Source organism: Azoarcus taiwanensis (genome assembly GCF_012910885.1).
Lineage (GTDB): Bacteria > Pseudomonadota > Gammaproteobacteria > Burkholderiales > Rhodocyclaceae > Azoarcus_F > Azoarcus_F taiwanensis.
Genome location: NZ_WTVM01000230.1, coordinates 1 through 2610 on the forward strand (window position 1 = coordinate 1; position 2610 = coordinate 2610).

Consider the following 2610-nt stretch of genomic DNA (forward strand, 5'->3'; position numbering starts at 1 on the left):
CTTCAGGCGTTGGCGGCGGGGGCGGTGTCCATCATCACCAAACCCACGCTGGGATTGAAGGGTTTTCTCACAGACTCGGCACAGGCGTTGATCTCCGCAGTCCGGGCCGCGGCAGGCGTCAACCTGCGTGCGCTCGCGCGTAATGCCGATCCCGGCCCAACCAGAGGCGGGGCCGCATCGAAAGTTCAGGCCACGCCCGCCAGGGCGAGCACGGCCATGCCGGCGGCCAGCCCTGGATTGACCGGGCTGCCTACGTCTCGGCGCAACAGCGTATTCGAAACCACCGACCGCCTGATCGCCATCGGCACGTCGACAGGTGGCACCCAGGCACTGGAGACGGTGCTCCGCGTGCTGCCACGAACGATTCCGGGCATTGTCGTGGTGCAACACATGCCCGAGAAATTCACTGCGTTGTTCTCGGAACGGCTTAACCAGATCTGCGACATCGAGGTTCTCGAAGCGCAGGACGGCATGCGCGTCATCACCGGGCGCGCGCTGATCGCCCCCGGCGGTCGTCATATGGCGGTGCGTCGCAGTGGTGCGCAATACGTGGTCGAGGTGCGCGACGGCCCGCCGGTCAATCGTCATCGCCCGTCAGTAGACGTGCTGTTCCGCTCGGTTGCTCGCCATGCCGGCCGGAACGCGCTCGGCATCATCATGACCGGCATGGGCGACGATGGTGCGCGTGGTCTGCGCGAAATGTTCGACACCGGCGCGCAGACCATTGCCCAGGATGAGGCGAGTTCGGTCGTTTTTGGCATGCCGAAGGAAGCGATCAAGCTCGAAGCCGCGCAACACATACTCGCACTGAGCGCGATCGGTCCGGCGATGGCTGAATACGGCCGCGGCTGAGCGCGAATCGGGTTGGCGCGACGAGCGGCATTCCCCGGCGCGCCGGAGATACCGGGCGACACGTCACACGCCCCGATTCACCTGAGCCGCGGGGCAATGGTGACCAGGCCGGCGGCCAGCGGGAAGCCGAGGAGTTGCTCGATGGACAGCATGGAACGGTCGCCCGGGTAGTCGTGTCGTTCGATTGCAACGTCTCGCTACTGATGCCCCGGGATAAAGCGCTGGTTCGCGCTGCAGCGCATGCGGCCGGATGGTTTGTTTGGCGCGATAATGCGCTGATGAGCAGCCAACAAACACCTTCAGACGGGGTTCTGTTCGACTTCACCCGCGGCGACGCGACCGTGGAGTGGTCGGCCATCGACGACGCAGTGATGGGCGGTATCTCCCGCAGTCGCCTCAGTTACACCACGGACGGTTATGCAGTCTTCGAAGGTGAGGTGTCGCTCGCCAACGGCGGGGGCTTTGCCTCGGTGCGTTGTCGCCCCCTGCCTCTCGGCCTGGCTGGGGCCACGGTTTGCCGTATCGAGGTGATGGGCGATGGGCGGCGCTACAAGCTGAACCTGCGCACCGAGGACACTTTCGACGGGGTGAACTATCAGGTTCGCTTCGATCCGCCTGCCCACGAATGGCTACCGATCAGCCTGCCGCTCACGAGCTTTGCGCCAAGTTGGCGTGGTCGGCCGGTGCCGGATGCGCCGAGGCTGGACCCGGCACGCATCCGCCAGGTGGGTCTGATGATCGCAGACCGACAGGCCGGTCCGTTCCGGCTGGCGATTCGCCGTATTTCGTTGACGCGCGATCCAGGCGCATTCGAGACGGAATGAACGCCTGGTTCGTCGCCCTCATCGCAACAAGTGTCGCGCTCATCGCTTTCCGCTTCGCAGTGCGGCGCGGTCTCGCGCCCACCCGGGTGCCGCATGAGCGCACACCCGCCGATCTCGGCCTTGGTTTCGATGTCGTGCACATCCCAACCGCCCGCAACAAACGATTGCATGCCTGGCTGGTGCCAGCCGAGGGCGTCGAGCCGGCACCAGCGGCGCTCGTCATCCACGGCTGGGGCGGCAACGCCGCGATGATGTTACCGATCGTGCCTGCCTTGCACGCAGCCGGCTTCGCCGTACTGTTGATCGACGCCCGCTGCCACGGTCACAGCGACGAGGACGACTTCACCTCGCTGCCGCGTTTTGCCGAAGACATCGACCACGCGCTGGCCTGGTTGCAGCAGTGCAAACACGCTGACCCGCGACGCATTGCACTGGTCGGGCATTCAGTCGGTGCGGGCGCGGTGCTGCTCGCGGCATCGCGCCGTGACGATGTGTCAGCCGTAGTCAGCCTTGCCGCGTTTTCCCACCCGGTCGCGATGATGCGGCGCTTCCTCGCCCACAAGCGGGTGCCCTTCCTTCCGATTGGCTGGCTCGTGCTGCGTTACGTGGAGCACGTCATCGGCCACCGTTTCGACGACATCGCGCCGGTGACCAGCATCTCCAGGATCCGCTGCCCGACGCTGCTGGTGCACGGCGCCGAGGACACTACAGTGCCTCCCTCAGAGGCCGCCCTGATTCACGCCGCCCGGCGTGGCGAGCATGTACGCCTTCGCATCATCGCCGGCAGCCACGACGACTTCGGCGACCCGAAAGACATCGCTGGCGAGATCGTGGCGCTGACCACTTTTCTGCGCGACGCGCTGAACCGCGCGGGGAACGCCCTGCCCCTGGAGCAGTCCGAAACGAGCGGACAGATCATTTCGCCGCGCAACAG

3 protein-coding genes are annotated in these 2610 nt (G+C 65.7%); all 3 read left to right on the plus strand.

Features of this window, described 5'->3' with window-relative positions; all coding sequences use genetic code 11:
• Positions 1 to 852, plus strand: an 852-nt coding sequence (gene cheB / locus GPA21_RS19785; RefSeq protein ID WP_168989785.1) for a chemotaxis-specific protein-glutamate methyltransferase CheB, incomplete at its 5' end; no start/stop codon positions are given.
• A gap of 278 nt (positions 853 to 1130) precedes the next feature.
• On the plus strand, positions 1131 to 1676 hold the full coding sequence (locus GPA21_RS19790) for a CIA30 family protein (RefSeq protein ID WP_168989786.1): 546 nt from the start codon (positions 1131 to 1133) through the stop codon (positions 1674 to 1676).
• The coding region (locus GPA21_RS19795) for an alpha/beta hydrolase (RefSeq protein WP_168989787.1) at positions 1673 to 2610 on the plus strand (938 nt) is incomplete at its 3' end. The genes GPA21_RS19790 and GPA21_RS19795, both read left to right, overlap by 4 nt.

Coding starts and splice junctions, on each gene's coding strand:
- GPA21_RS19790 (WP_168989786.1), top strand. CDS start 1,131: ATGAGCAGCCAACAAACACCTTCAGACGGGGTTCTGTTCGACTTCACC.